Source organism: Xanthomonas sp. SHU 166 (genome assembly GCF_000364685.1).
Classification (GTDB): Bacteria; Pseudomonadota; Gammaproteobacteria; order Xanthomonadales; family Xanthomonadaceae; genus Xanthomonas_A; species Xanthomonas_A sontii.
Genome location: NZ_AQOJ01000503.1, coordinates 1 through 2,533 on the forward strand (window position 1 = coordinate 1; position 2,533 = coordinate 2,533).

At 72.5% G+C, this 2,533-nt stretch carries 1 protein-coding gene and 1 pseudogene; both read left to right on the forward strand.

From position 1 onward, the window contains the following. A partial coding sequence (locus D180_RS12960; protein ID WP_017913121.1) for a DUF1631 family protein occupies positions 1–1,625 on the forward strand: 1,625 nt, incomplete at its 5' end. Between the two features lie 543 nt (positions 1,626–2,168). Then, positions 2,169–2,533, forward strand: a pseudogene (locus tag D180_RS12965) (NAD(P)(+) transhydrogenase (Re/Si-specific) subunit alpha); the annotation flags it as partial.

The window sequence follows — 2,533 nt, forward strand, 5'->3', positions numbered from 1 at the left end:
CGGAGCAGCGCCCGCCGCGCGAGGCAGGCGCTGCCGGGGATGGCGTCGGTGCCGAGCTGGGCGAGGACGAAGAGCACTACGCGCCGGCCTGGGCCAACCGCTTCGTCAACCGCTGGGCCGAGCGCCGCGGCAGCCTGCAGGCCGGCGAGCGATACGACGACGGCGAGGCGCGTTTGCCCGGCGGTAGCCAGGGCGTGTTGCTGGAGGCGCTGCACGAACTGTTGCAGCAGACCCGCAACGCGCGCGAGAGCGCCACCTCCGCGGCGACCGCGGCGGTCGGCCAGCAACGCCCGCTGAGCCAGCGCGAGATGATGTCGGTGCTGTCGCTGCTGCAGGCCACGCCCAGCGCCACCCTGCGCGCGGCGATCGGCGACGACAGCGAATCGCTGGCGCAGCGGCTCAAGAGCGAGGTGCTGTCCAACGCCACACAGTTCGGCGTGGATCCGGCGCATGCGCGGCTGGATCCGGTCGACGAGGACGCGATCGACCTGGTCGGCATGCTGTTCGACGTGATGCTCGACGAGCGCGACCTAGAGGGCCGCTCGCGCGAACTGATCGGCCGGCTGGTGGTGCCGTTCGTCAAGGTCGCATTGCTGGACCGGCGCATGTTCGTGCAGAAGACCCATCCGGCGCGACGCCTGCTCAATTCGCTGGCCGAGGCGTGCGAGGGCAACACCGGCGAGAGCCAGGCCGAGCGCGTGCTGATGGGCAAGGTCGAGGAGATCATCGACCGGCTGGTGGCCGAGTTCAACGAGAACCTGGCGATCTTCCTGACCCTGGAGGAGGAATTCCGCGATTTCCTGGTGCAGCACCGCCGCCGCATCGAGATCGCCGAGCGCCGCGCCGCCGAGACCCAGCGCGGCCAGGAGAAGCTGGAACTGGCGCGGCAGCGCGCCGAGGCCGAACTGCAGGTGCGCCTGCAGGGCCGGCAGTTGCCGCAGGCGCTGCAGGAGTTCCTGCGGCAACCGTGGCAGCACCACCTGACCATGGCGATGCTGCGCGAAGGCGAGGGCGGCCCCGGCGTGCGCGATGCGCTGGCGCTGGCCGACGGCCTGCTCGAGGAAGCCGCCGAGGCGCAGCGGCACATCGTCGGCAAGCCCTGGCTGCAGGCCTGGCAGGGCGCGCTGCAGCGGGTCTTCGCCAGCGTCGGCCTGCATGCCGAGGCGGCCACGGCCGCGATCGACGCGCTGCACGACACGCTGCAGGCGGTGGCCGAGCTGCGCCCGGAACTGGAGCGGCCGCTGCCGGAGCTGCCGCAGGTGGCGCTGCCTCAGCCGCCGGTGCAGGAGGCGCAACCGGTGGACGTGGCGCCGCCGCAGACCATGGACGATTTCGACAACGCCGATGCCGACCGCTTCCGCACGATGCAGATCGGCACCTGGCTGGATTTCGTCGACCGCGACGGCAAGATGCAGGCCGGCAAGCTGTCGTGGGTGAGCCCGATCTCGTCGCGCCTGCTGTTCGTCAACCGGCGCGGCGTGCGCTTCTGCGTGGCCTCGCCGGAAGAACTGGCGGTGATGGTGCGGCTGGGCCGGCTGCGCGCGCACGTCGACGACGGCGCCTTCGACAGCGCCATGCAGGGCGTCATCGACCGTCTCGATCCGCATAGCGCGACCTTGCACTGAGAGCACCGCGGCGGCGCGGGCGATCGCCGCCGTGGCGTTGCACGTGTCGCGTGCTGCTCGGCTGTAGGTATCGGCGGCGTCAGCGCATCGCCAGCGACGCGTTCCGGCGGCCGTTGGTCGCTATGCCGTCGCGACCGTAGGGGCGGCTTCAGCCGCGAGGGGCTTTACTCGGAGCCCCATTCGCGGCTGCCGCCGTTTCCTGTCTGTCGGCCTTGGCTGGATCAGGCGGTCTCCTCCGCCGAGACCGGGTTTCCTCGCGCTGCCGGTCGCGGCTGACGCCGCGCCTGCGCCTGACCCGCGTTGGCGATCGCTTGCCGGCGATGCAGGGGTTCCTCGCACGCCGCGTCCTTCCCGACCTGGCCATGCCCCTGGCCGCCCCGGCGGAGAACACGCCTTCGCCGAGGCGGCGTGCGCCGGGCGCCCTCGGGTCGGGGGCGCCAACGCGCCCGGTCGCCGATGCCCACTTGGCGTGCGCGACGCCTCCACCTGGCGTGCGGACGCTGTAGGATCGGCGCGGACGACAGGCAAGGCACGGGGAATCGCATGGCAGTGCAGGTGCTGGTGGTGAAGGAATCGGCGCAGGGCGAACGCCGCGTGGCGGCGACGCCGGAGACGGTCAAGAAACTGGTCGCCCTGGGCGCGCAGGTGCGGGTCGAGCCGCAGGCCGGCGTGTCGGCCGGCTTCGTCGATGCGGCCTACCTGGCCGCCGGCGCCAGCCTGGCCGATGCCAACAGCCCGGCGCAGGCGGATCTGGTGCTGTGCGTGCAGCCGCTGCCGGCGGTGGCGCTGCAGCAGCTCAAGGAGGGCGCCGGCGTGGTCGGCATCCTGCAGCCGCAGGCCGATCCGGCGCGCGCGGCGGCGCTGCAGGCGCGGCAACTGGTCGCCTTTCCGCTGGAACGGCTGGCGCG